The sequence below is a fragment of the Polaromonas sp. P1_E12 genome (genome assembly GCF_056405975.1).
In genome coordinates this window covers 273,962-298,726 of record NZ_JBFUBB010000005.1, presented here as the reverse complement: position 1 = coordinate 298,726, position 24,765 = coordinate 273,962, and the positions used below count along the sequence as shown (strand labels likewise).

At 64.8% G+C, this 24,765-nt stretch carries 24 protein-coding genes; 13 read left to right on the top strand and 11 right to left on the bottom strand.

What is annotated here, in order from left to right; all coding sequences use genetic code 11:
* Positions 1-77 precede the first annotated feature (77 nt).
* The 4 genes from AC1D13_RS16085 to AC1D13_RS16070 are packed head-to-tail and all read left to right on the top strand — an operon-like array spanning position 78 to position 3,674.
* Positions 78-743 carry a haloacid dehalogenase type II gene (locus tag AC1D13_RS16085; protein ID WP_477689894.1) on the top strand — a complete coding sequence of 222 codons (666 nt, stop codon included), beginning with the start codon at positions 78-80 and terminating at the stop codon, positions 741-743.
* The gene (locus tag AC1D13_RS16080; RefSeq protein ID WP_477689893.1) at positions 740-1,792 is read left to right on the top strand and encodes a phosphotransferase; all 1,053 of its coding nucleotides are present in this window, start codon (positions 740-742) and stop codon (positions 1,790-1,792) included. Before AC1D13_RS16085 ends, AC1D13_RS16080 begins: the two co-directional genes overlap by 4 nt.
* On the top strand, positions 1,789-3,141 hold the full coding sequence (locus AC1D13_RS16075; protein ID WP_477689892.1) for an aspartate aminotransferase family protein: 1,353 nt from the start codon (positions 1,789-1,791) through the stop codon (positions 3,139-3,141). Before AC1D13_RS16080 ends, AC1D13_RS16075 begins: the two co-directional genes overlap by 4 nt.
* A 32-nt stretch (positions 3,142-3,173) precedes the next feature.
* Positions 3,174-3,674 carry an Lrp/AsnC family transcriptional regulator gene (locus AC1D13_RS16070; protein WP_477647631.1) on the top strand — a complete coding sequence of 167 codons (501 nt, stop codon included), beginning with the start codon at positions 3,174-3,176 and terminating at the stop codon, positions 3,672-3,674.
* A 22-nt stretch (positions 3,675-3,696) separates the two neighbouring features.
* Here the strand turns inward: AC1D13_RS16070 and AC1D13_RS16065 are convergent, their stop codons facing one another.
* The 5 genes from AC1D13_RS16065 to AC1D13_RS16045 form a co-directional block, all read right to left on the bottom strand.
* The gene (locus AC1D13_RS16065) at positions 3,697-4,974 is read right to left on the bottom strand and encodes an NAD(P)/FAD-dependent oxidoreductase (protein ID WP_477647632.1); all 1,278 of its coding nucleotides are present in this window, start codon (positions 4,972-4,974) and stop codon (positions 3,697-3,699) included.
* A 70-nt stretch (positions 4,975-5,044) separates the two neighbouring features.
* Positions 5,045-5,401, bottom strand: coding sequence for a cupin domain-containing protein (locus AC1D13_RS16060; RefSeq protein ID WP_477647633.1), 357 nt, complete (start codon positions 5,399-5,401; stop codon positions 5,045-5,047).
* Positions 5,402-5,418: 17 nt separating this feature from the next.
* Complete coding sequence (locus AC1D13_RS16055) at positions 5,419-5,778, bottom strand: cupin domain-containing protein (RefSeq protein ID WP_477647634.1); 360 nt, start codon at positions 5,776-5,778, stop codon at positions 5,419-5,421.
* Positions 5,779-5,839: 61 nt separating this feature from the next.
* Entirely contained in the window at positions 5,840-6,508 is a 669-nt protein-coding gene (locus tag AC1D13_RS16050; RefSeq protein ID WP_431095011.1) for a haloacid dehalogenase type II, read from the bottom strand.
* A gap of 68 nt (positions 6,509-6,576) precedes the next feature.
* A complete protein-coding gene (locus AC1D13_RS16045) occupies positions 6,577-6,774 on the bottom strand; it encodes a hypothetical protein (RefSeq protein WP_457282498.1) in 198 nt (65 codons plus the stop codon).
* On the opposite strand from AC1D13_RS16045, the gene AC1D13_RS16040 reads away from it, so the two are divergent.
* From AC1D13_RS16040 to AC1D13_RS16015, 6 genes are all read left to right on the top strand, one after another.
* Positions 6,773-7,672: a GNAT family N-acetyltransferase gene (locus AC1D13_RS16040; RefSeq protein ID WP_477689891.1), complete on the top strand. Its 900-nt coding sequence runs from the start codon at positions 6,773-6,775 to the stop codon at positions 7,670-7,672. The genes AC1D13_RS16045 and AC1D13_RS16040 overlap by 2 nt on opposite strands.
* Positions 7,673-7,823: 151 nt before the next feature.
* Entirely contained in the window at positions 7,824-8,750 is a 927-nt protein-coding gene (locus AC1D13_RS16035; protein ID WP_477667420.1) for a 2-hydroxyacid dehydrogenase, read from the top strand.
* 159 nt (positions 8,751-8,909) lie between these two features.
* Positions 8,910-10,307 carry an aminotransferase class III-fold pyridoxal phosphate-dependent enzyme gene (locus AC1D13_RS16030; RefSeq protein ID WP_477689890.1) on the top strand — a complete coding sequence of 466 codons (1,398 nt, stop codon included), beginning with the start codon at positions 8,910-8,912 and terminating at the stop codon, positions 10,305-10,307.
* A gap of 42 nt (positions 10,308-10,349) precedes the next feature.
* Positions 10,350-10,853 carry an Lrp/AsnC family transcriptional regulator gene (locus AC1D13_RS16025; protein ID WP_477667422.1) on the top strand — a complete coding sequence of 168 codons (504 nt, stop codon included), beginning with the start codon at positions 10,350-10,352 and terminating at the stop codon, positions 10,851-10,853.
* Between the two features lie 131 nt (positions 10,854-10,984).
* Positions 10,985-11,356, top strand: a complete 372-nt coding sequence (locus AC1D13_RS16020; RefSeq protein ID WP_477667423.1) for a helix-turn-helix domain-containing protein — start codon at positions 10,985-10,987, stop codon at positions 11,354-11,356.
* Entirely contained in the window at positions 11,350-12,528 is a 1,179-nt protein-coding gene (locus AC1D13_RS16015; protein WP_477667424.1) for a M20 aminoacylase family protein, read from the top strand. Before AC1D13_RS16020 ends, AC1D13_RS16015 begins: the two co-directional genes overlap by 7 nt.
* A 69-nt stretch (positions 12,529-12,597) precedes the next feature.
* Here AC1D13_RS16015 and glmS read toward each other — a convergent pair whose 3' ends face one another.
* Positions 12,598-14,448, bottom strand: a complete 1,851-nt coding sequence (gene glmS / locus AC1D13_RS16010; RefSeq protein WP_477689889.1) for a glutamine--fructose-6-phosphate transaminase (isomerizing) — start codon at positions 14,446-14,448, stop codon at positions 12,598-12,600.
* Positions 14,449-14,581: 133 nt separating this feature from the next.
* On the opposite strand from glmS, the gene AC1D13_RS16005 reads away from it, so the two are divergent.
* The gene (locus AC1D13_RS16005) at positions 14,582-15,067 is read left to right on the top strand and encodes an Lrp/AsnC family transcriptional regulator (RefSeq protein ID WP_477689888.1); all 486 of its coding nucleotides are present in this window, start codon (positions 14,582-14,584) and stop codon (positions 15,065-15,067) included.
* Between the two features lie 74 nt (positions 15,068-15,141).
* Here the strand turns inward: AC1D13_RS16005 and AC1D13_RS16000 are convergent, their stop codons facing one another.
* The 3 genes from AC1D13_RS16000 to AC1D13_RS15990 form a co-directional block, all read right to left on the bottom strand.
* Positions 15,142-16,605 (bottom strand): DUF3999 domain-containing protein, encoded by a 1,464-nt coding sequence (locus AC1D13_RS16000; protein WP_477689887.1) that lies wholly within the window; start codon positions 16,603-16,605, stop codon positions 15,142-15,144.
* On the bottom strand, positions 16,602-19,598 hold the full coding sequence (locus AC1D13_RS15995) for a DUF2339 domain-containing protein (RefSeq protein WP_477689886.1): 2,997 nt from the start codon (positions 19,596-19,598) through the stop codon (positions 16,602-16,604). The genes AC1D13_RS16000 and AC1D13_RS15995 overlap by 4 nt, the downstream gene beginning before the upstream one ends.
* A gap of 218 nt (positions 19,599-19,816) precedes the next feature.
* Complete coding sequence (locus AC1D13_RS15990; protein ID WP_477667428.1) at positions 19,817-20,689, bottom strand: LysR family transcriptional regulator; 873 nt, start codon at positions 20,687-20,689, stop codon at positions 19,817-19,819.
* 131 nt (positions 20,690-20,820) lie between these two features.
* Here AC1D13_RS15990 and AC1D13_RS15985 point away from each other — a divergent pair, with 131 nt between their 5' ends.
* A complete protein-coding gene (locus tag AC1D13_RS15985; RefSeq protein WP_477689885.1) occupies positions 20,821-21,786 on the top strand; it encodes a DMT family transporter in 966 nt (321 codons plus the stop codon).
* A gap of 137 nt (positions 21,787-21,923) precedes the next feature.
* Here AC1D13_RS15985 and glmU read toward each other — a convergent pair whose 3' ends face one another.
* Positions 21,924-23,384 (bottom strand): bifunctional UDP-N-acetylglucosamine diphosphorylase/glucosamine-1-phosphate N-acetyltransferase GlmU, encoded by a 1,461-nt coding sequence (gene glmU, locus AC1D13_RS15980; protein ID WP_477689884.1) that lies wholly within the window; start codon positions 23,382-23,384, stop codon positions 21,924-21,926.
* 91 nt (positions 23,385-23,475) lie between these two features.
* Here glmU and AC1D13_RS15975 point away from each other — a divergent pair, with 91 nt between their 5' ends.
* Positions 23,476-24,324 carry a DUF6279 family lipoprotein gene (locus AC1D13_RS15975; RefSeq protein ID WP_477689883.1) on the top strand — a complete coding sequence of 283 codons (849 nt, stop codon included), beginning with the start codon at positions 23,476-23,478 and terminating at the stop codon, positions 24,322-24,324.
* 28 nt (positions 24,325-24,352) lie between these two features.
* Here AC1D13_RS15975 and AC1D13_RS15970 read toward each other — a convergent pair whose 3' ends face one another.
* Positions 24,353-24,670, bottom strand: a complete 318-nt coding sequence (locus AC1D13_RS15970; protein WP_457282481.1) for a hypothetical protein — start codon at positions 24,668-24,670, stop codon at positions 24,353-24,355.
* Between the last annotated feature and the right edge of the window lie 95 nt (positions 24,671-24,765).

Sequence of the window (24,765 nt, the reverse complement as noted above, 5' to 3'; positions counted from 1 at the left end):
CACCGCATGTGAATGCGGCATTTCGGAAGGCGGGGAATTCATAGACTTATATCCATCCCAACAGCGTGGATCCTTCTATGACATTCAAACCCAAATTCATCAGCTTCGACTGCTACGGCACGCTCATCAACTTCGAGATGGGCCCGACCGCCAAAAGCCTGTTCAAAGACCGCGTTCCGGCCGGCCGGATGCCGGCCTTCCTGGACAGCTTTCGGGCCTATCGCCTCGATGAGGTCCTGGGCGAGTGGAAGCCCTTCCTCGAGGTTGTGGAGAATTCGATCCGCCGTGCCTGCAAGGCCCACGGCATAGCCTGCCAGCCGTCGGATGCCGTGGCGCTGTACGACGCCATTCCCACCTGGCAACCGCATCCGAACGTCGTCGAGGTTCTGGAAGCGATCGCGCCGCACGTGCCCCTGGTGATCCTCTCCAACTCGATGGTCGATTTGATCCCGGCCAGCGTCGCCCACCTGAAGGCGAAGTTCCACGCGGTCTACACCGCTGAGGAAGCGCGCGCCTACAAGCCGCGCTTCCAGGCCTTCGAATACATGTTCGACCAGCTCGGATGTGCGCCTGACCAGATGATGCACGTCTCGTCGAGCTTTCGCTACGACCTGATGACGGCTTCCGACCTGGGCTTCATGGCCAAGGCTTTCATCGACCGCGGGCATGAACCGACTTCCGACGCCTATGGTGTCAGCCGTTTGACCGACGTCCGCCAGCTTCCCGGCCTGCTCGGCCTATGACCGAACTGAACACCACCGCGCCCGACCTCTCGCCTGCGGCAGTGGAGGCCCTGGTCCGCCGCCTCTATGGCATCGAGGGTTCCACCCGGCCATTGGCGGGCGAGCGCGACCAGAACTGCCTGGTGGAGGCGGCCGATGGCTCTCGCTACGTCCTCAAGATCAGCAATCCGTCGGAGTCCCCCGCGGTCGTCGACTTCCAGATCGCGGCGCTCGACCACATCGCCCGCACGTCACCGGAGCAGCCGGTGCCACGCGTCGTGCGGACGCTGGAAGGACACACGCACGACACGGTCGCGCTCGACGGAGGCGTGCAGACACGCGTGCGCATGCTGAGCTACCTGGACGGCATCCAGATCCGCGAGACCGTGCGCACCGCCGCACAGCGGCGCGCCATGGGAACCGGGCTCGCCGGCTTGAACCGCGCACTGCAGGGCTTCGCGCATCCGGGCGCGGCGCATGACCTGCTGTGGAACGTCGCCACGGCGCATCGGCTGGGCGAACAGCTGGGTAGCCTCGTGGACGGCAAGCAGCGCGCACTGGCCCAGGCCTTCATGACGCGATTCACGACGCACGTGCTGCCGCACCTGGCATCGCTGCGGTCCCAGGTGATCCATAACGACTACCACTTCTACAACGTGCTGGTCGCCCCCGACGACCCCGCGCGCATCGTGGGCATCATCGACTTCGGCGACATGGTGCATGCACCGCTGGTCGGCGAGGTGGCGACAGCCGCCGCCTTCCACATGGCCGGCAACGCCGATCCTTTCGAGGGACCGGCCCAGTTCATGGCCGCCTATCACGCGGTGCTGCCGCTGACCGGCGCCGAACAGGAGGTCCTTGCCGATCTGCTGGCTACGCGCCACCTCATCACGGCGCTGATTTCGGAATGGCGCGCCGCGCGTTATCCCGAGAACCGCGCCTACATCATGCGGCACAACCCCGCGGCGTGGGAAGGCCTGGCCCAGATGGCCGACCTTTCCCGCGACACCGCACGCGACCGGCTGCTGGCCGGCGTACACGTACACGTAAAAACAGGAACCTCTCAATGAAAAGCACCACCGACCTGAACATGGTCAATGCCTATATCCCCGGCCGCGCCGACGTGGACCCGGCCACCGCGAAAATGATCGCGCGCCGCGATGCCCTGCTCGGCCCGGCCTACCGCCTGATGTATGAACGGCCGCTGCACATCGTGCGCGGCGAAGGCGCCTGGCTGATCGACCCCGAGGGACGACGCTACCTCGACGCCTACAACAACGTTACGTCGCTCGGACATTGCCACCCGGCGGTGACCGAGGCGATCTGCAAGCAGGTGCAGACGCTGGCGACCAACACGCGCTATCTGCACGACACGATTCTCGAACTGGCCGAGCGCCTGCTCGCGAGCGTGCCGGGCACCGACCTGGCCCACCTGATGCTGACCTGCACGGGCAGCGAGGCCAACGACCTCGCCTATCGCATCGCGAAGGTCCGCACCGGTGGCACCGGCATGATCGTGACCGACACCGCCTACCACGGCATCACCGACGCGGTGGCCAAGTTCTCGCCCTCGCTGGGCATGAGCGTCAATCTCGGCGAGCATGTGCGCCTGGTGCCGGCGCCGCGCCAGTACCACGCCGGGGGCGCCGACCTGTCCGAACGCTTCACCCGCGACGTCGAGGCGGCCATCGCCGACCTGCGGCGCCACGGCATCCAGCCGGCCGCGCTGATTGTCGATTCGCTGTTTACCAGCGACGGCATCCTCCCCGGGCCGCAAGGCTTCCTGAAGGGCGCGGTCGACGCGATCAAGCGGACGGGCGGCATCTTCATTGCCGACGAAGTGCAGCCCGGTTTCGGCCGGACCGGCGAACATCTTTGGGGCTTCCAGCGCCATGGGGTGGTGCCCGACATCGTCACCATGGGCAAGCCGATGGGCAACGGCCAACCGATTGCGGGACTGCTGGCGACCGCCGACGTGCTCGCCGAATTCGGCAAGAGTTCGCGCTACTTCAACACCTTCGCGGGCAATACCGTTTCCTGCGCGGCGGCACTGGCGGTACTGGACACGATTGAGCGGGACGGGCTGGTGCAGCATGCCGCCAAGGTGGGAAAAATCCTGCATGACGGCATCGCCGCCCTGGCGGCCCGCCACGAGGCCATCGGTGACGTGCGCGGTGCCGGCCTGTTTGTCGGGGTCGAGCTCGTCTCCGACCGGGCATCGCGCGCGCCGGACCGCGAGCTGACAAGCCAGGTGGTCAACCGGATGCGCGACAAGGGCGTGCTGATCAGCGCCTGCGCGATGGGGCACAACGTGCTCAAGATCCGTCCGCCGCTGGTGCTGTCGGCGGACCAGGCCGGTCTCGTCATCCAGGCGCTCGACGAATCCCTGGCTGAAGCGCGGGTGGCCGGTACTCACTAGCCGCATTCGGTATCCGGCGCTACCATCCGGCCATGACTCCCGCAACGTCTCTCGACCGCTTCGACCTCAAGATCCTCGCGCACCTCGAGCGCGAGGGTCGCTGCTCGAACGTCGAGCTGGCCGACGCCGTCGGCCTGAGCCAGAGCCCGTGCCTGGTGCGGACAAAGCGGCTGCAGGAAATCGGCGTGATTCGCGGTTATGGCGCCCACATCGCGCTGGAGAAGCTGGGCAATTGTGTGGTGGTGTTTTCCGAGGTGACGATCAGCAGCCATCGGCCTCCGGACTTCCGCAAGTTCGAGCAGGCCGTGGATCGCCACGGCGAAATCGTGGAGTGGTACAACCTCAGCGGCGGTTACGACTACCTGCTGAAAATCGTGGCGCCGAACGTCACCCATTTCCAGGCGCTGATGGAGAGCCTGCTGCAGGAAGATATCGGCATCGGGAAGTTCACAAGCCGGATTGTTTTGCGCCAGTCATCGGGCAAGCGGACGCACCCGCTCCATCTCATCGCGGCGCAGCTGGACCGGGCCTGAAGGCCACGATCCTCAACGGTCTTCAGGACAGCTTGTCCTTGAGGCGGTAGTAGGCGCCGACCAGCGGCAGGAACCAGGGAGGGCCGAAGTGGCCCGGGATGGCCGGCCAGGTGAAGTCTTTCCAGGGGTTCAGGTCGGTGCGCCCATCCATGACCTCCGCCATGATGCTTCCCATCAGCGTTGACATCTGGGTACCGTGGCCGCTGTACCCCATGGAATAGTAAATACCGTTGCGCTCGCCGGCGCGTGGCAGCCGGTCACGCGTCATGTCGACCATGCCGCCCCAGCAATAGTCGATGCGCGCATCGCGGAGTTCGGGAAACACCTCGTGCAGTGCAGTGCGCAGGATGGCGCCGCTTTTTTCGTCCGAGGCCGGATCGGACACGGCGAAGCGGGCGCGTCCGCCGAAGAGCAGGCGGTTATCGGGTGTGGTGCGGAAGTAGTTGACCAGGTTCTTGGTATCGACCGCCATCCTGCGTTTTGGCAGCAGCCGGTCCAGCGTCTCTTTCGGTAGGGGTTCGGTGACGATGAGGAAGGCGCCGACCGGCACGATCCTGCGCCGGATCCATCCCAGTGGCCCGGTCTGCGAGGTTCCGCTCGCCAGGAAAACCTGCTTGGCATGGAGTCGGCCCGTTGGCGTTTCGACGATGTGGCCGCCGCCAGGCGCAGGCCGCAGGGCCGTCATCGGCGAGTGCTCGTGGATTTCGGCGCCGCGCCGCGCCGCCGCTTCCGCCAGGCCGCGCACAAAGCGCCCCACATGCATGCCAGCACCCTTGCGGTAGACCAGCCCACCGTAGTAGCGGTCCGAACCGACTTCACCTGCCAGATCCGCGCGGCTCACCATATGCGTATCGGGATCCACCGTGGCGGCCAGCAACTCCTGGCTGCGCATCAGCTTGTCGTAGTGCTCGGGCTTGGCCGCCAGCTTGATCTTGCCTACGCGCGCGAAGCTGCAGTCGATGTTCTCTTCGGCCACCAGGCGCTCGACCAAATCGACCCCGGCATCAAAAGCCCGGTAGAGCCGGTTCGCGACGTCCTTGCCGAGTTTGGCCGACATCATGCCGTAGTCCTGGGCGAAGCCGTTGTTGCACATGCCGCCGTTGCGGCCGGACGCCGCGTTGCCTATCGTGTCCGCTTCCAGCAGCACCACGCGAGCGCCCTTCCTGGCAAGCGCCAGGGAGGCCGAAGCACCGGTGAGGCCGCCACCGATTACCGCCACGTCGCAGCTGCCCTGCACCGGCCCCGGGGTGGCGCCCTTGAAGGGCTCCGATGTGTCCAGCCAATAGGATGTCAGTTTCATATCACCTCCGGGGTCATTGTTGTCTGCTTGAATAAGGACTGGTTCGCGAGCCCGAACATGGCTGACTCAATCATGCCGTGACCCAGACCTTGCGCACGGTTTCAAGCGTGCGCCATGTGCCGATGTAGCCGGGCTTCATGATGAAACAATCGCCGGCCCGGTAGGTCATCGGGGCCTGCCCGTCCTCGGTGATCTCCGCCACGCCGGACAGGATCAGGCAGAACTCCCAGGTGTCGCCTTTGATGGAGCGGTTGACGCCCGGGGTCGATTCGAAGACGCCGGCGCGGACCTTGCCGTCCTTGGCGCTGTCGACGTCCCAGCTGCGGCACACGATGTCGCCTTCGATGACACGATCAGCGGGCGGCCGGTATTCGCGCGGTTCGCCAAGTTGGTCGAGCTTGAAGGTGACAAGGAGATTGTTGGGCATGGAAGTTGGGGCCGCGCTCATGCGTTGCCGTAGATGATCCAGATCTTGCGCGTGGTCTCGATGCATCGCCACTTGCCGACGTAGTCCGGCTTCATAACGAAGTTGTCCCCGGCCTGGATCCGGATGGGTTCCTTGCCGTCTTCGATCAATTCAGACACGCCGGAGAGGATGTGGCAGTACTCCCAGACACCGCCTTTGATCGAGCGGATGGTGCCGGGCGTGATTTCCCACACACCGGTGCGCAGCTTGCCGTCGGCCGTCTGTTCCACGTCCCAGTTCGCGAAGCGTGGATTGCCCTCGAGCAGGCGCTCGGGCAAGGGGCCGCTCTCGCGGCCGGGACCCAGGTTGTCGAGTTTGAAGAAAGTGAGGTTGCTCATGGGTATCGGGTACTTTGCGATTGAATGAAGACGGCAGGCTGAAAGTCAGGCGCGTGCCGGATTACAGGCCGACCAGCGCCGGCAGCCCGTTGATGTCGCGGATCTCCACATGGCTGTAGAACTCGCTGGGCTTGGGCTCGTGGCCGCGGTTGACGAACACCTTGTTTTTGATGCCCATGTCGTGGGCCGACATCAGGTCGTAGCGTGGGCTGGAGGACACGTGCAGGATGTCGTCCGGCGAGCAGCCCAGCTGGTCGAACATGTACTCGAAGGCCTGCAGGCGCGGCTTGTAGGCGCCAGCATCCTGCGCGGTGTACACCTTGTGGAAGGGCGCTTCGAGCTTGCGGACGTTGGCGTCGATCTGCTCGTTCATGGCGTTGGACAGGATCACCAGCGGGATCTTGTTGCCCACGCGGGTGAGCGAAAACGGCACGTCGGTGTGCGGGCCCCAGGTGGGCACCGCGTCGTAGAACTTCTGGCCGTCCTCGTCGCGGTAAGCGACCCCGTGGCGCTTGCAGGTACGCGCCCATGCCGACTTGAGCACCTGGTCGTAAGGCTTCCAGTCGCCCATGGCCTCATCCAGCCGCAGGGCGCTGAAGTCCTTGATGAACTGCTGCATGCGCTCGGGCGGAAGCTGGTCTCCCACAATGCCGTAGGCCACCTCGTGCATGCGAAAGTAGATGAGCGTGCCGTAGCAATCGAAGGAGATGTACTTGGGTCGGAAAATCATGGTTGGCCTCGTGGATGGTGGGATGGAGAAATAATTCAGGCGGTGCGGTGGTTCGGCTAGGAGCAATCCTAGGCAGCATCCGCCGCAGTTGTTGCGGTTCTGCGCGGCGCGAACGCAGCATTCCTTCGCAGTACCGCGGCCTCCAGGCGCTTTGTGCCGTTCTTCCAGCGGCCGCGGCCGGCGCCAAGATCGTACAAGCCGCCGGCCCTTGCGCCGAGCATCATCTTCCCCAAACCGCCCTTGACGTTTTTGAAGGAAAGCCCCATGCCCGACCACGTTTCCATTCCACAGGCCGCGCTTGCGGCAGTGGGCCGTCCATTGCCCGACGGCGTAACGCTTCGCCGGCTGAAGGAGGACGACCTGGAGGCGGCGCAGGGGCTGTCACGCGAGTTCGGGTGGCCGCATCGCCTGGAAGACTGGCGCTTCAGCCTGGCGCATGGCGAGGGCGTGGCGGCGTTGCGCGACGGTGAACTGATAGGTACCGCGCTGCATTGGCCCTGGGGCAAACAGCACGCGACGGTAGGCCACGTGATGGTGTCGCCGCGCATGCAGGGCCAGCGTGTGGGCCAGCATCTCATGCATGCGGTGATGTCGGGCCTGCAAGACCGCACGGTGCTGCTGCACGCCACGGCCGAAGGTCGCGGCCTGTATGAACGCATGGGCTTCGAGATCACAGGCGAAATCCGGCAGCACCAGGGTTCGGCCGCGCCGGCGCAACTGGTGGCCCTTGCGCCCGGCGAGCGGCTGCGCCCGCTGGGCCGCAACGACGCAAAGACACTCGTTGCCCTGGATGCCATTGCCGCCGGCATGCCGCGCGATGCGATGCTGCGCCAGCTGCTGGGCGACGGCGAGACGGTGGTGCTGGCACGCGGCGGTGAAGCCGTGGGTTTTTCCGTCGTGCGGCGCTTCGGGCGCGGCCATGCCATCGGTCCCGTCGTGGCACCCGACCTCACCAGCGCGCAGGCGCTCATCGGCCACTGGTGCAGCCGCTTTGCCGGCAAGTTCCTGCGCATCGACGTGGACGCCGCCAGCGGCCTGCCCGAATGGCTTGAAGCGCAGGGCCTGCCCCGGGTAGACACGGTCACAACCATGGTGCGCAACGGCCCGCTGGCACGAGGCCCGGCCGTCGGCGGCTGGGCGCTGGTTACCCAGGCTATGGGGTGAGCCCCCCGAAGCGCCTTCGGCGCCTCCCCCCTCAGGGGGGCGCACTCTGCGGCCCGGCAAAGCCGGTTCCGCGCGTGCACTGGTATCAGGCACTGGCCACTAGCCATGGCTATAACGTATCGCGGGCCGTATGCGGCTTCCTGGAGAAGAGATGACTTTCCTTTATAAAGGCCCCGCGCAGCGCGGGGCCGTGTGGGCTGAGCAGTTCGCGCGCAGGATGCCGCAGTTGCCGTTCCAGACCTGGCCCGAGATTGGGGATCCGGCGCAGGTGCGCTTTCTTGCGGCCTGGGAGCCGCCGCCGCGCATCGCCGAAGCCTTACCCAACCTGGAGGTGTTGTTCTCGGTGGGGGCCGGCGTGGACCAGTTTGATTTCGCGTCGCTGCCACCCGGGCTTACCGTGGTCAGGATGGTGGAGCCGGGACTGACGGCCTGCATGTGTGAATACGTCAGCTGGGCCGTGTTGTCGCTGCATCGGGAGATGCCGATGTACCTGCGGCAGCAAAGCCTGGGCCAATGGAAGGAGCACCCTGTGCGGCCCGCCTCCACGCGGCGCGTAGGCGTGATGGGCATGGGCATGCTGGGGCGCGCGGCGCTTGTGCAGCTGCGGCTGCTCGGCTTTGACTGCACGGGCTGGAACCGCTCGCGGCGCGACGAGCCGGGCGTGCGCTGCTATAGCGGTGAAGCGGAGCTGGACGAGTTCCTGGCCCGCGCCGACATCCTGGTATGCATGCTGCCGCTCACCCCCGAAACACGCGGCATTTTCGGCCGGCGCGTGTTTGACGCGCTGCCGGAAGGCGCCTGCGTGGTCAACGCGGCGCGCGGCGGCCATCTGGTGGAAGCGGACCTGCTCGCCGCGCTGGAAAGCGGGCGGCTCTCGGCCGCGGTTTTGGATGTCTGCGAGCCGGAGCCGCCCGCGCAGGGACACCCGTTCTGGAGCCATCCGCGCATCTGGCTGACACCCCACATCGCGAGCGCCACCCAGGCTGGAACCGCGGGCGAAGCGCTGCTGGACAACCTGCGGCGATATGAGGCCGGCCTGCCGCTTGAAGGCGTGGTGGACCGCTCGCGCGGGTACTGAGCCCGCCATCCCAGGCCTGGCCGGGGCCGCGAATCACGCGAATCACCCAGCCTGACCGCAGAATCTTCTACCGTACGCGTACGAACAACAGCATGGTCGTGCGCGCGCAAGGGGGGAAGCCGCAGCACCCGCTGCGCACTCGCGCCTAAGCTTGTAACCATGATGTCCACCAAAACCCTTTCCCTCGATTCGCTTGTGGCGCTTGACCGCGCGCACCTGATCCACCCTGTGGCCAACTGGCGCGGCCATGAGCGGCGCGGCGCCACGGTGTTGCGCTCCGGCAAGGGCGCCTGGCTGCGCGACGCCGACGGCCGCGAACTGCTGGATGCTTTCGCCGGCCTGTGGTGCGTCAATATCGGCTACGGCCACGAAAGCGTCGTGGAAGCCGCCGCGCACCAGATGCGCGAGCTGCCCTACGCCACGGGTTATTTCAGCTACGCCAGCGAACCGGCCATCCGCCTGGCCGCCAAGCTTGTGGAGATTTCTCCGCCCGGGCTGGAGCACGTCTACTTGACGCTGGGCGGCTCGGAAGCGATTGATGCGGCCGTGCGCCTCATCGTGCAGTACTACAACGCCACGGGCCGGCCGAGCAAGAAGCATTTCATCGCGCTGCAGCGCGGCTACCACGGCTCTTCTTCCACCGGCGCCGGCCTGACGGCCCTGCCCGCCTTCCACCGCGGCTTCGACCTGCCGCGCCCCGACCAACACTACATTCCCTCGCCTTATCCCTACCGCAGCCCCGTGGGCGGCGATGCGCAAGCGGTGATCGCGGCTTCTGTGGCCGCGCTGCGCGAGAAGGTCAACGCGCTGGGCGCGGAGAACGTCGCAGCCTTCTTCTGCGAACCAATCCAGGGCTCGGGCGGCGTGATCGTGCCGCCCGCGGGCTGGCTCAAGGCCATGCACCAGGCCTGCCATGAGCTGGACATCCTGTTCGTGACCGACGAGGTGATCACCGGCTTCGGCCGCACCGGCCCGATGTTCGCCTGCGACGCCGAGGGCGTGTCGCCGGACCTGATGACGGTCGCCAAGGGGCTGACCTCAGGCTATGCGCCCATGGGTGCGCTGCTGATGTCCAAACGTGTGTACGCCGGCATTGCCGACGGCACGCCGGCCGGCGCCCTGGTGGGCCATGGCGCGACCTACTCGGCGCACCCGGTGAGCGCCGCCGTGGCGCTGGAAGTGATACGGCTTTACGAAGAGGGCGGCATCCTCGCCAACGGCCAGCGCGTCGCGCCCCACTTCGAGGCGGGATTGCGCTCCATGCTGCGCCATCCGCTGGTGGGCGACGCGCGTTCACGCGGGCTGCTGGGCGCGCTGGAACTGGTGAGCGACAAATACACCAAAGCCAGCTTCGACCCCGCGCTGCAGCTGCCCGACCGCATCGCCAAAGCGGCCTACGAGAACGGCCTCATCTTCCGCGCTTTCGGTGACGGTATCCTGGGCTTCGCGCCGGCTTTGTGCTTCACACCCTCGGAGTTCGAGCAGATGTTCGAGCGGCTGAACCGCACGCTGGACAGCGTGCTCGACCAGCCCGACGTGCGGCGTGCGCTGGCTTGACCTGATTGACTTGGGCTTGGAACTTGCTTAAAAGGATTAACGATGAACACCTCCACCGGCAATCCCAAGCTAGACCGCCTCGACCTGCGAATCCTGTGCCATCTGCAAAAAAACGGGCGTGCCTCTAACGTCGAGATCGCCGATGCCGTCGGCCTGTCCCCCAGCCCCTGCCTGGTGCGTGTGAAGCGGCTGGAACAAGCCGGCTATATCGGTGGCTACGGCGCGCAGATCCGCCTGGAGAAGCTGGGTGACACGCTGCTGGTGTTCACGGAGGTTACGCTGCAGGACCACAAGCGCGAGGACTTCGTCAAGTTCGAGATGAGCATCCGGCCGATCGACGAGATCGTCGAGTGCCACCTGGTCAGCGGCGGCTACGATTACCTGCTGAAGTTCGTCACACGCGGCGTGAACCACTACCAGGAGATCGTCGAAGGCTTGCTGGAGGCCAACATCGGCATCGAAAAATACTTCAGCTACATCGTGATCAAGACGCCCTTCGTCAAGAACTACTACCCGATCGAGCAGCTGATGCAATCCCACGTTTAAGCGGCGCTTAGAACGTGTTCACGGTCTAAGGGCCGCAGCTTTTGCTGCAGCCCGACCCGATTCAACATTTGCTGCTGCCCCGGCGCCCGTATGCGGTGCCATCTCCGGCGGGGCTGGCCTACGCTAACAGCATGAACCCTCCTCCCCGCATTCCGGCGCCTGCCCGCTCGGCCGCAGCGATCCAGCGTGTGCAGCGGCACATCAACGAGAACCTCAATCAGGCGCTGTCGTTGTCGGAACTGGCCGATCTCGCTGGGCTCAGCATCTGGCGTTTCGCCACCGTGTTTCGCCAGCAGGTGGGGGTTTCGCCGCATCGCTACATCTGCCGGCTCCGCCTGGCACGCGCCCAAGCCCTGATCCGGCAGGGGATGCCGGTCGCCAGTGCGGCCAGCGAGGCGGGCTTTTATGACCAAAGCCATCTCTCGCGGCATTTCAAGAACGTGTTCGGCATGACACCGGGGCAGTACCTGACGACCGCCGGCCAGCCGCGAACGGCATGCTGAGCCCCACCATGACGCAGGAAATCGCGGACCTGGTGCCCGACCTGGTCTTGCTGCGGCGCGACCTGCATGCGCACCCCGAGCTTGCCTTCAAGGAACACCGCACGGCCGGCATCGTCGCCAAGGCCTTGCTCGACCTGGGGCTGGAGGTGCATGAAGGTATCGGCGGCACGGGTGTCGTCGGTGTGCTCCGCTCCGGCAGCGGACAGCGCAGCGTGGGACTGCGTGCCGACATGGACGCGCTGCCCATTCTTGAACAAGGCGAACGGCCCTACGTCAGCCGGTTCCCCGGCGTGCACCACGGCTGCGGGCACGACGGGCACACCGCCATGCTGCTGGGCGCGGCACGCCAGCTGGCTCGCACGCGCCGCTTCGACGGCACCGTCAACTTCATCTTCCAGCCCGCCGAAGAAGGCCGGGGCGGCGCACGCGTGATGGTCCAGGAAGGGCTTTTTGAGCGCTTCCCCTGCGACACGGTCTACGCCCTGCACAACTGGCCGGAGCTGCCCGCCGGCACCGCCCAGACGCGGCAGGGCGCCATCATGGCGGCGGCGGATCGCTTTGACATCGTGGTACGGGGCCGGGGCGGCCACGCGGCCCAGCCGCATCGCACGCCCGACGCGGTGCTTGCCGCGAGCGAGCTGGTCAGCCAGCTGCACACCATCACGTCGCGCCGCATTCCGCCCACCGAGAATGCGGTGCTCTCGGTCACGCGCATCAGCGGCGGCCAGTCGCACAACGTGCTGCCCTCCGCGGTCGAGCTGACGGGTACGGTGCGCAGCTTCGACGCCGGCGTCCAGGACACCATCGAAGCGGCCATCCGGCAGATCGCGCAGGGCGTGGCCCAGGCCACGGGCACCACGATCGAAGTGGAGTACGTGCGCTACTACCCGGCCACCATCAACACGCCGCAAGAGGCATCGCTGGCCCTGCGCGCCGCAGAAGCCGCGGGCCTGCGGGCTTCGGTGGCGCCCTCGGCGGCGTTCACGTCAGAGGATTTCGCATTCATGCTGAAAGCCAGGCCCGGCGCCTACCTGTGGCTGGGCCAGGGCGCCGGCCCAGGGCGCGAAGACACCCCCTCATTGCACCATCCCAGCTACGACTTCAACGACGAGGTATTGCCATTGGGCGTCAGCTGGTTTGTTCAGGTGGCGAGCCTCGTGCTCGCAGGCTGACTCGGTGTTGAGTTGCGTTGCTACTTGACCCAATGTAATGGCGATTAGCGCTCACAAGCACTGTGACTGTCATTCGACGGTCACGCTCTTTGCAAGATTTCGAGGTTTATCAACATCCGTCCCGCGCGCCACAGCCGTGTGATACGCCAGCAACTGCAGCGGCACCACGTGCAGCAGTGGGCTCAACGCGCCGTAGTGTTCGGGCATGCGGATGACGTGCAGGCCTTCGCCGCTTTCGATGTGGCTGTCTGCGTCTGCCAGTACATAAAGGACGCCGCCGCGGGCGCGGACTTCCTGCATGTTGCTTTTGAGTTTTTCGAGCAGCGCATCGTTGGGCGCGACGCAGACGACGGGCATCTCGCTGGTGACCAAAGCCAGGGGGCCGTGTTTGAGTTCGCCTGCGGGGTAGGCCTCTGCGTGGATGTAGCTGATCTCTTTGAGCTTGAGGGCGCCTTCGAGTGCGATGGGGTAATGCAGGCCACGGCCGAGGAAGAGTGCGTTTTCCATTTTTGCGAAATCTTCGGCCCAGCTGATGACTTGCGGCTCGAGCGCCAGCACGGCTTGCAGGGCGGCGGGCAGGTGGCGCATGGCTTTGAGATGGCCGGCTTCTTCTTCCTCGCTGAGCTTGCCTTTGCTTTGGGCCAGGGCCAGCGTGAGCAGAAAGAGGCCTGCCAGTTGCGTGGTGAAGGCCTTGGTGGAGGCGACGCCGATCTCGACGCCGGCGCGCGTGATGTAGGCGAGCTTGCATTCGCGCACCATGGCCGACGTTGACACATTGCAGATGGTCAGGGTCTGCGTCATGCCCAGGCTTTGGGCGTGGCGCAGTGCGGCCAGCGTGTCGGCTGTTTCGCCGCTCTGGGTGATGGTGACGACGAGTGATTTCGGGTTGGGTACCGATGTGCGGTAGCGGTATTCGCTGGCCACTTCGACTTGCGTAGGGATGCCGGCTATCGACTCGAGCCAGTACTTGGCCGCGCAGCCGCTGTAGTAGCTGGTGCCGCACGCCAGGATGAGGACCGAGTCGATGTCCTTGAACACGCGGTAAGCCTCGTCGCCGAACAGCTCAGGCACGATGCCTTCCACACCTTCGAGCGTGTCGGCAATGGCGCGCGGCTGCTCAAAAATTTCTTTTTGCATGTAGTGGCGATACGGGCCCAGCTCTGCGGCACCGCTGTGGGCGTGCACGGTTTTGACTTCGCGCTGGACCGCCTTGCCTTCTTTGTTGAGCACCCAGTATTTGCCGAGCTGGATGTCGACCATGTCGCCTTCTTCGAGGTAGACGATCTGGTCCGTCACGCCGGCCAGGGCCATGGCGTCGCTGGCCAGGAAGTTTTCGGTCTTGTCCTTGCCCACGCCCAGGATCAGCGGCGAGCCGGCGCGCGCGCCGACGACGCGGTGCGGCTCGTCCTTGCAGAAGGCCGCAATCGCATACGCGCCGTGCAGTTGCGCGACGGTGGCCTTGAGGGCTTCGAACAAATCGCCGTCGTACAGGCTGTCCATCAAATGCACGATGACTTCGGTGTCGGTCTGGCTGTCGAAGACATAGCCCTTGGCCTTGAGGCCGGTGCGCAGCTCTTCGTAGTTTTCGATGATGCCGTTGTGCACCAACGCGACCTTGCCTGCGCGCGCCGTGGCGCCCGCGCCGCTGCCGTGGCTGAAATGGGGGTGGGCGTTGTGCACTGCGGGCGCGCCGTGGGTGGCCCAGCGGGTGTGCGCAATGCCGGTGCCACCTTCGAGTTTGTCAGCGCTCACCTGCTCCTGCAACTCGGCCACACGCGAGGTGCTGCGAGCGCGCTTCAGGCCGCCGGCGTACACGGCGACGCCGCAGGAGTCATAACCGCGGTATTCGAGGCGCTGCAAACCCTGCACCAGGATGGGAACGATATTTCGGGTCGAAACGGAAGCAACAATGCCGCACATGAAGGTCTCCTGAAGGTTAATGCGGTGATGCTACGTACTTACAGTTTTCTAATGTGATCTATTTTTCAAACTAAATGGAATTTAATTTCACCATTTGCATTAAGTTAAATTAAATTTCATTTATATTTCATTAATGGAACAAATAATCATTGATGACACCGACTTAAAACTGCTGGACAGCCTGCAAACCGATGCGTCGCTGAGCAACCAGGCGCTGGCCGAACGCGTCCATATCTCGCCGCCGACCTGCTTGCGCCGCGTGAAACGCCTGCGCGATGCCGGGCTGGTGGAGCGTGAAATCGCGCTGCTCAGCCCCGACAAGCTGGCCGCCCTCTCCGGCCACGGGCTGACGGCCCTGGTCGAAATCACGCTGGATCGTCAGAGCGCCGAGCAGCAGGAGGCGTTTGAGGCGCGGGTGGTGCAGGACGAAGCAGTGCAGCAGTGCTACCGCGTCTCACCGGGGCCGGACTTCATGCTGGTGGTGCATGTGGCCGACATGCCGCGCTACCTGGCGCTGGCGCAGCGGCTTTTTACCAGCGATGCAAATGTGCGCAACGTGAAGGCGTTTTTCAGCACCAAACGCGCAAAATTTGAACCAAAAGTGCTCCTAGCCCAATAAGAACCGGCGCGAGCAGCTATCAAAACAATAGCGTATCAGCAGCCCCGCCAGCACCCGCCACCAGCCGGAAGACCTTATGGGGCCGGTCCGGGGCCTTGCCGGGTTTGCCTGAGCAGCACCCACGCCATCAGCCCCAGCGCCAGGGCACCCGCCAGCAAGACGCCCCACAGCACCAGGCTGCGTGTCGGCATGCCCTGGCTGGGGGGCTGCGCCGCCACCAGCGGGCCGGCCACAGCGGCACTGCCACCGGTGACGTCTGCTTTGGACACGTCGGCCTGGGCGACAGGCAGCGAGTTTTCCTGTTGCGCCTTGTAGCCGGGAATCAGGCTGGCCATGGGCAGAAAAGCGCCTGCTGCCCCCGTTGCGCTGGCCAGGCCCGCTGCCAGGGTGAAAGGGCCCTGCCCGCTGGCCAGAAAGATGAGCTGCGCCGGTTCGAACTGCAGGACGATTTCAGGCGCGGCGGCAAACCCCGGCGTTTTGAGGTCGGCCTCGATCTTCATTTCGCGCACCGATGAGCCCTGCAATTCGACCGGCCCGCTGGTTTGTTCTTTACCTGCGGTTGTCATCCGGTAGACCACGGCGCTGGCCAGCAAAGCCCAGGGCTGGTTGCGGTCATTACGGCCCAGCACGCGGATGGGCACCAGCACATTGCTGCCTTGCGGCGTGATCTTTAAAGCGGCAACAGGCGTGGCAAAGGGCAACGCAAAAGTCAGCTCATGGGGATTCGTCAGCACCGGCGTGGTCATGGTGGCGCCCACACGCTGGCGCAGGGCCGTGCTGCGGGACGTGACCAGCGTGGCGCCGCGCAGGGTGACGGCGGCGTCGCCCCAGGTGATGCGCAGGTACTGGTCTTTCAAATCCGCCATGGAAAGCGCAAGGCTGTTGTCGCCCAGGCTCGCGGCTTTGGCAGAAGCATCGGCGCGGTACAGCACGGTGTCGGCCAGGGGCCGCCAGTTCTTCAGGTCCTTGCTGGCCTGCACATTAAAGCTGACGGGCTGGCCGACCGGCAGGTCGGCGTCCAGCGTCATGCGGGCGGCAGGCGCATTGACGCTGCGTGTGTCGAGCAGCGCGCCCAGCACTTTTTGCGATGAAGCTGCACCCGCGGTGTTTGCGCCGCTGCCCGTGTTGAGCTGCACCACGCGCCGGCCCTGCCGCTCTTCAATGCGCAGCGACAGGCCTTCCAGCCCGGCAGCGCCTGCGGCACCCAGAATGGGGTACGCCGTGAGCTTGACCTGCTGCTCCTGCGTCGCCGTTTCCGCGGCAACATTGGCCAGCGCCATGGGCACCGGCTGACCCGCCGCGTTGAAGAGGCGTATGTCGGCATAACCGGCGCTTTGCAGCCGCACCAGGGCTTCGGCGGGCACCACCAGCCGCTGCAGTGGCGCGTCAGGCGCCAGCGTGACGGGTATGCGAACGGCATACGATTTGGCGCTGCCGGCATCCGCGGCGTCGGCGGCCTGCACCAGCAGCGGGGCTGCCAATGCGGTGAAGAGCGCCAGAGTTAGCGCCAGGGTTAAAAAGCGTTGGTTGATTTTCATGACTGGGTTTCTTTCAGGTCACCCGCATCCCCGGGCAAAACATCTTGCGCAGTGGCGGTGACGGCGGCCTTGGGCGGCAGCGGCGCAAAGTAGCCCACCACCAGCATCAGCACACCCACCACGATGAACGCGATGATGCGCTCTGCACCGCCGGCGTTCGACAGGTCAATCAACAGCAGCTTGACGACCACCAGGCCCAGCAAGCCTGCTCCCACCAGCCACAGCGGCCGCTGCACGCGCCGGTGCGCCAGCACCATCAGGCTCAGGGCCAGCAGCGTCCACAAAATGGCGTAACCGGTTTGCACCACGAAGCTGCCGAACAGCGCGTCGGCGTCCCAGCGCACGCCGAAGAAATGGTGGGCGATACGCAGCCACACAGTATTGACCGCCACAAACACCAGTAGGGCCAAAGCCACCAGCGCATTGCGGCCGGTCACCCAGCCCGCATTGCCCGGCGGCGGCGCGGCCGTCACCAGCACGCGGCGCCAGAACACCAGAGCGCCCAGCGCAAGCGCCAGTGTCAAATCGGTCGGATTGAGCAGCGGGATATAGGGCAGCGGCGCGGTGCGGCCCGAGGAAGTGACGGCGGCGGCGAGAGCCCCCCAGAACACCAGCACCGCCAGCGGCAAGGCGGCATACCAGTAGTAAGCCTGGGCATGCGGATTGAGCGGCCACTTCGCGCCCTGTCGCAGGGCCGCGCTGTTGGCCCGCCCGGCCCACACCGCCAGCAGCATCAGCACCGCGATGGCGCTGACCAGCAGGACCACGCCGGCCCAGGAAGTTCGCCAGAGCTCGGCCTTGCCGATACCCGACCACAGGCAATCCGCAAGGAGGAAGGTCACCAGCCACGCGCTTGCGGCGTGCAGGAAACCATAGGGCGACTGAGAGGCGCCCGTGGACGTAGCCTGCGCCAACGCCTGGCGGTCCGTCTGCCGCAGCATCCAGTAATGCAGCACCAGCACCGCCGGCCACACAGCCCACGCCGGCGTAGCGAGCACGCGGTAGCCTTGACCTGCCTGCGCCACATAACCCAGCGCCAGCACACCCACGGTGATGCGCGCGGGCCAGGTCGCCACCGCCCACTGCTTCTTCAGGCCGAGCACCATCGACAAGGCCGCACTGGCCACCACCGCCAGCATCATCAGCAGGCCGGTGGTGCGGTCGCTAAAGGCCTGCTGAGGAAAGGCATCTGCTTCCAGCGCGGGCACACGGCGGTTGATTTCCAGCAACCAGGCCAGGCACCAGAAGAAAAAGCCGTAGAGGTAAACAGGAATGCTGAGCTGCGACTCCACGCCGGCATAGGCCTTGGCCCACGAAGACTCGCTGTGCGGCAGGGGCCGGCGCAGCCACCACGCCAGCTGCAGCGCCGGCAGCGCGATCAACATGGCGCCGATAAAGGCCGGGTTGCCGAAAGGAATGGCCGAGACAGGGTTGCCCAGTGCGCCCGCGTCATCAAGCCCGCCCAAAAACGCCATGGCGGCCACGCCCTGCAGCAGCAAGCCGAAAGCGCGCGGCATCCAGCGCGCCTGCCGCATGCCGACCCAGAACGCGCCCGCACCTTCGAGCGCCCAGACAGCCGAGGTCCACTTTGCATCGAGTGCCAGCGGCACCGCCAGCGTGGCAAAACCCACACCCACGGCAATAAAGCATTCAATCAGCAGGCGGTAGCTGGACAGCGCCCGGCGCACCAGCACCATCGCCGTCACCAGGTACAGCGCGGCAAAGCCCAGCGCCGAAAAGGCCGTGCCCAGTTCCATGGTGCGCACCAGCCCGGCCTGAAGGCCGAAGCCCACCAGCGGTGTGCCGAACACCAGCATGGTGTCGACGGCGTTGCCGAGCTTCGTGGGTGTGTTGCGCGCATAGAGGATGGCGGCAAAAAGATAGATCAGTACAAAGCCGATGAGGAAGGGCTGGGTGCTGGCGTAATGCTCTGGCGTGTACTTGAGAACACCCCAGGCAGTGGCCACGCCGAAGGTAGCGATAAAACCCACCACGTTCAGGATGCGCCATGAGCGCTTCCAGGCAATGAACAGAATGGCCAGGTTCAGCACTGAGTAATAGCTGAAGAGGCCGACGTGGCTACCCTGCCCTGTCGACAGCAGAATCGGCACGGCAAAACCACCGGCGAAGGCCGCCACCGCCAGCGCACGCGAGTTCTGCAGCAATGCCAGCGCGCAGCTGAGCGCGCACACCACAATCATCAAACCAAAGGCCGGCAGCGGCTCCAGCAAGCCGTACATGCGGAAGGCCGCAAACACCGTGAGGTACATCACCGCCACGCCGGCGCCCTGCAGAGCGAGTGCAAAGCCGGGCTTTTCCGTGCGCTTGCGAAAACCCACGGCCAGCAGCGCGATCGCCGCGGCAGCGATGGCCGTCAGGCGAAACTCCACCGGGAAGAGCCCGGCCGATGCCGCGTAGCGCGCCAGGAACGACAGGCCAATAAACAGAATGACCAGCCCGACTCGCACGATGGTGTTGCCGCCCAGGAACCAGTTCTTGCCGGCAATCAGCGCCAGCTCGATGGCATTGGGCTCGGCCGGCTTGTAAGCAGGCCGAGCGGCGGGCGCAGCCTGAGCGCGCGGCAAGCCGTTCGGGGCCAGGTCTTCTTGCGAAGATGCCTCTTCGTTGCTGACGGCGCTGAGCGCACTGGCAGCCGCCGGTGCCATGGTTTGCAGCGCAGCAGGTGCGGGCTGTGCGGGCAATGATGCAACAGGCAAGGGAGAGGTGTTCTCAAAGTCCTTGAAGCCGTCGTCATCCTCCGTGGCCTGGATGCTGCCACCCGGTGCGGCAGGCGGATGTTGTGCTCGTGCTGTCGCCGCCTTGACCTGCGCCGCATGCTTTTTGTGCGCGGCCTCGACTTCAGCGCGCACGGCCCAGCGCAAGGAAAGGCCGGCGAACAAACCGAGGAAGCCTCCCAGAAAAACACCGAAATCGCCATAGCCCGGCCAGAACCAGCCCAGCACGGCACCCCAAACAATGCTCCAGATAATCATGACCCCGGCCTCCCTGTTGTTTTCCGTGCTGCGATGTCGCGCGCCAGCCTGCGGAATGGGCTGATGGTACTTGATGGGCCCACTCGTGAGCACCGGCGGCGCGGTGCCGGGCAAGCCGGCAGAAAAGCCCCTATGCAACCCTCATTGATTTAGAAAGAAACCGGCTGAAATCCAATCAGGACAAGCGCAAGCAGCTATCAAATAAGTAGCAAACTGACTCAGTGCACCCTGGCCCCTTCACGGGCGGTGTTCCAGAAGGCGCGTGCCAGCGGCGAGAGTTTGGCCACATCCAGGCAGGCCAGGCCGACCGTGCGCGGCTGCGGCGGTGACAGGGGCCGGTACACCACGCCCCTGGGTGCGTCGGGCAGCGCGAGGCGGGCAGCTACCGATACCGCCAAACCCTGTTGCACAAATTGCAGGATGGAAATGATCTGCGTGAAGTGATACAGCACCTTGGGCAGCGCGATGTTTTTCTGCAGGATGGGCACAATGACCGGGCCGCAGCCGGCCTCCGTCAGCACAAAGTCCAGCCCCGTCAGAGCGGTAACCGGCACGGCCTTGTGTCTGGCCAGTGGGTGTTTGGCCGGCAGGATGGCGACAAACTCGTCCTGCACCAGCGGCAGCACCTCAAAGCGCTCGTCGGGCACGACGACAAATCCAAGCTCCACCCGCTTTTGCAGCAGCCAGTCGTCCACCACTTCGTCGCTTTCCTCTTCAATGCGCACCTGCGCGCCCGGATGGCGCTTTTTAAAGGCAGCCAGCAATGGCGGCAACAGGTTGACGGTGGACGTGGGCCCAAACGAGCCGATGCGCAGCGTGCCGGTTTTCAGCTCACGGGCGTCGCCGAGCTCCTGCGTCATGGTGGCGGCCAGGGCGGTCATTTCGCGGGCGCGCAACAGCAGGCGCTCACCGGCATCCGTCATGGCCACGCCGGAAGCGTCGCGTTGCGCGAGCTTGACGCCGAACTGCGTTTCGAGCGCGCGCAGCGCATGGCTGACGGCCGATTGCGTCGTGCCCAGCCGCATGGCCGCGCGTGAAAAGCTGCGGCATTCATCGAGGGTGATCAGGACTTCAAGTTGGGCGAGTGTCATGGCCGGTTCAAAAAAAGTTAAGGCTGCATGCAGGCGATGATGAGCAAACACTCATTTGATGGTGAGCCAAATTGCAGTTAATCTCATGCATCAATCTAACTGATGCCAGCCTTTTTTCCAACAAAAACCGCATGACCGCTACAGCCACCGCCGCATCCTCCACCGCAGCCCCCTTGCCCGGCATCGCTCCTACGACTCCACCGGCTGGTAAAAGCCTTCTGGGCCTGTACCTGCGCCTGACCTGCGTGCCCTTTCTCTGGGGCGGCACCTTCATTGCCGGGCGCGTCATCTCCGCCCACCTGCCGCCCGCCACGGCAGGTTTCATACGCTTTGTGTTTGCCACGCTGGCCCTGCTGGTGGCGCTGCATTTCACCGAAGGCCTGCGCGCACTCACGACGCTGTCGCGCCGCCAGCTGCTGGGCACAATGGCGCTGGGCGCCACCGGTATCTTTATTTACAACCTGTTGTTCTTCACGGCGCTTTCCGTGCTGCCGGCAGGCCGCACCTCACTCATCATTGCCCTGAACCCGGTGGTCACACTGCTGCTGGCCGCCGCATTCCTGGGCGACCGGCTTTCGCCAGTGCGCTGGCTGGGCGTGGCCCTGGCCTTGCTGGGCGTGTGGATCGTCGTCACACGCGGCGACCTTTCGCAAATCGCGCAGTCGCTCGGCAAAGGTGAGCTGTCGATGTTTGGCGCGGTGTGCGCCTGGGCGGTGTACACCCTGCTGGGCCGCAAGCTGTTGCAGGGCCTGTCACCCGTGCTGGCCACGCTCTGGGCCGCCATCTGGGGCACGCTGTTCCTGGGCCTGCTGGCCCTGCGCGACATCGCCAGCGTACATGCCGAATCATTCACCCCTGAGGTGTGGACCGGCCTGGCGTTTCTCGGCGTGCTCGGCACCGCGGTGGCTTTTGTCTGGTACTACGAAGGCATACGCCAACTGGGCGCGGCACGCACCGTGGTGTTCAACAACCTGGTGCCGGTGTTTGGCGTGCTGCTCGGTTGGCTGATTCTGGGGGAACCCTTGAGTGTCAGTTTGCTGGCCGGTGGGGCGTTGGCGATTTTTGGGGTGTTTTTGGTGAATCGGGTGAAGGGGTGAGTTTGTGTTGATTTGATGGCCGCGCTTTTTGCTGAGGGTAGCTGGCCGGGGGTTGCCCGGCCAGCTACCCTCAGACGAAAGCGCCTAACCCTGAGCAAGAACAGCCAAGACAAGGCTCTGCCCGGATAAGCAAAGACCTACCCCTTAACCACCTTCACCGGCCTCTTCCAGTTAGGCAAACTGACCTGCTTGCCCCGCGCCACACTCAACGAATCCGGCGGTGTGCTCTTGGTAATGGTCGACCCTCCGCCCACCGTGCCGCCCGCGCCTATGGTGACGGGTGCCACCAGGACGCAGTTGCTGCCGATGTGCACGTCGGCTTCAATGACCGTGCGGTGCTTGTTGGCGCCGTCGTAGTTGGCGGTGATGCTGCCGGCGCCGTAGTTCACGCGCTCGCCCACCGTCGCGTCGCCCAGGTAAGCCAGGTGGTTGGCTTTGGCGCCCTTGGCCAGGGTGGCGTTTTTGACTTCCACAAAATTGCCGATGTGCACCTCGGCGCCCAGCTGCGCGCCGGGCCGCAGTCGGGCAAAGGGCCCGATCAGTGCACCCTCGCCAATCTCTACACCCAGCTTCTCGCCGTCGATATGGGTGAAGGGATGGATCACGGCGCCGGCGGCAATGGTGCAGTTGGCAATCACGCAGTTGGCGCCTATGCGCACACCATCGCCCAGCGTGACCTGGCCTTCGAACACGCAATTCACGTCGACTTCCACATCCTGGCCGCAGCGAAGCGTGCCGCGCACATCGAGCCGCGCCGGATCCGCCAGCCGCACGCCTTGCTCCATCAGAGCCATTGCCAGGCGGCTTTGGTACACGCGTTCCAGTTCGGCCAGTTGCACCGGGCTGTTCACGCCGGCCACCTGGGCCGCGTCGGTGATCTGCTGCGCCACAACGGCCACGCCGTCCGCCACCGCAAACTTGACGATGTCGGTGAGGTAATACTCGCCTTGGGCATTTTGATTGTCCAGCCGGGAAAGCCAGGCACGCAGCAGGCGCGTGGGGACGGCCATGATGCCGCTGTAGATTTCACGGATCTCGCGCTGGGCAGGTGTCGCATCTTTATGCTCGACGATGGCGCGTACCTGGGCCGAGGCTTCGGTGCCGGCCCGCAAGGGCTCGGAGGCGTGCGCTTGCGCGCGCACGATACGGCCATAACCCGTGGGGTCGGCCATGCTGAGCGTGAGCAGCGCCAGCCGCTGGCCGTCGCACTGCGCCAGCAGGGCCTGCAGGGTGGCGGCCTGGGTCAGCGGCACATCGCCCGACAGCACCAGGGTGACGCCATCGTCTGCCAGCAGGGGAATTGCCTGCTGCACCGCATGGCCCGTGCCGAGCTGTGGCTCCTGCCGCGCAAATTGCAGGCTGACCTTCGAATCCGGGCCCACTTCCTGCTGCGCAAAGCCCCGGCAGGCGGCCTCAACAGCCTCCGCGCCGTGGCCGGTAATGACGACCGCCTTGCGCGCTGACAAAGACGCAGCGCATTCGATGACATGCTGCAGCAAAGCCTTCCCGCCCAATCGGTGCAAAACCTTGGGTAAGCTGCTTTTCATCCGCGTGCCTTTGCCCGCGGCCATGATGACGACATCAACTGGGGTTGCCATGAAGTTTCCTCTGGATTTTCGAAGGACAGGATTTGAAAAGCGTGCCACCCCCGCCGGGGCAGGGCTGGTACGCAGCTTACGGATTATCGGTGTGCTTGCCGCCGCGCTGCTGGGTGCGGCGCTGCCCGGTTGCAACGTGATGATGAAACTGGCCTACAACCAGGCGCCTGAGCTGGTGTATTGGCATCTGGACGGTCATTTTGACTTCACCGACACGCAAAGCGTGCAGGTCAGGGCCGACCTGGACAGGCTGCATGCCTGGCACCGGCAAACCCAGCTGCCGGGCTATATCGACACGCTGCAAAAACTGCAGCACCAGATGCCGCAGGATATGGATACGGCAAAGGCTTGTGCGGTCTATACCGACCTCCGCCGAAAGCTGCTGGTGGTGTCGAACGAGGCTGAGCCCCTCATGACGAAGCTGGCGGGCACGCTCCACGTCAGCCAGATGAAGAAGCTGCAGCAGCGTTTTGAAAAAGGCAATGCCGACTACCGCGAGGACTTTCTGGAGTCATCCAAAACGAGCCGCAAAAAACGCTACAAAGAGGCGGTGAATCGGGCCGAAATGCTTTACGGGCGGCTGGAAGAAAAACAGCTGGACATCATTGGCCGTCGGATCGATGCGTCCCACTTTGACGCCGCCGTGTCCTACCGGGAAAGGCTGCGGCGCCAGCAGGATGCCCTGCAAACCCTGCGCCCGCTGGCTGACGGCCACAGCACACCCGAGAAAACGCAGGCCGCCGTGAACGGACTGTTTGAACGCACGCTGAACTCACCAGACATCGCTTATCGGGACTACCTCGAACGCCTGACCCAGGACATTTGCCAGGGCTTTGCAGAACTGCACAACAGCACGACGCCCGCCCAGCGCTTAAAAGCAGTGGAAAACCTTCACCGCTATGAGCGGGATTTCAAAGCCCTGCACAGCCAAAAGTCCTGACACCGGAACCTGCCCCGCGCAACCCGGCTTATTTGCCGGGCGCTTTGGAATGGGACAAACCTTCCTGTTCAGCTTTCTTCAGTTCTGCCGCCTGCTGGGGTGAATCGGGTTTCGCCGCCTTCGCATCGGCAGCGACATCTGCATCCTTGAGATAGGACTTGATGTTCTTCTGGTAGTCGCGGGTGGCTTCATAGCTCCCTTCGCCCATCTGACCGGCCGGGGCATCGCCCGGCTTTGACTGGCGCGGCTGGAACTCGCGTGAGCCGCTGCTTTGCTGTTGCTGGCGGTCGGAAACACGGCGCGGCTGCTGCTGCAGGCGTGCGCCGGGTGCTTGTGCGTGGTTCATGAACGTCTCCTGGGTGGTTGTTGGTGCGCCGTCGTCACGGCCTTCCCTTCGCTGGAAAAGGGGGGACAAATCGCGGGCAAGGGGAGTCACCTTAA